General features: G+C 56.5%; 1 protein-coding gene. It reads left to right on the forward strand.

The window, feature by feature from the left end:
* Positions 1 to 542: LysR substrate-binding domain-containing protein (locus tag ACZYOF_RS44120; RefSeq protein ID WP_463719641.1), on the forward strand; the 542-nt coding region annotated here is incomplete at its 5' end.
* Between the last annotated feature and the right edge of the window lie 210 nt (positions 543 to 752).

Below are 752 nucleotides of genomic sequence, written 5' to 3' on the forward strand. Positions count from 1 at the left end.
GTGACATTCTGCGCATGAGATCGCTTATCGCATCACGTGCGATCGATATCTGCTTCCTTTTGGAAGATGAGCCTATTCAAGGCTTTACTCGACAGCCGCTTTTTCATCAGCCACTATCGATGGCAAGACTACCGTTTGCGGAAGATGTAGCGCATACCATTTCGCTCGAGCGGCTGGCTCACGTTCCTCTTGTGCTGCCGACACGACCCAACGGAGTTCGCAGCGTGCTGGACCGGGCATTCCAAGGGGCCGGTTTGACTCCCAACTGCATCGCGGAGGTCGATACGTTCGCCAGTGCGCTCTCCTTGGTCAATGCTGGTATTGGCAATGTGATCGTTCCGAAGATCTTCTTCCCGGACATACCGGGACATCGCGATCTGAGGCTAATCGCCATAGATCCGCCGATCCATGTGACAGGATGCCTGATCTATTCCGGCAATACTCCGCTCGTCTCCGCGGCACAGGCGGTAGGCGACCTCCTGGTAACCCACGTGGAACTGGCGCTTCGGAACAGTAGTAGAGAGAAAGAAAGCTCATTGTGATAGCAGCGGCTTCGAGGGACACTGGTATGAAGCCCAGCCTTGCGCGAAGAGACACGCTCGATCCCAATCCGGCAAACGAGTGCAGGAAGCGAGTTCCTCGATCCGCATGACGCCGTGCAAGTACTCAGTGTTGCGCCGCGTGTCCGTCCGCATTGGCCGCGACTTCGGTGGCGATCTCATCAGATGCGAAGGCGATATGCTCATCGCTCG

Source organism: Bradyrhizobium sp. LeoA1Lang (assembly GCF_055413685.1).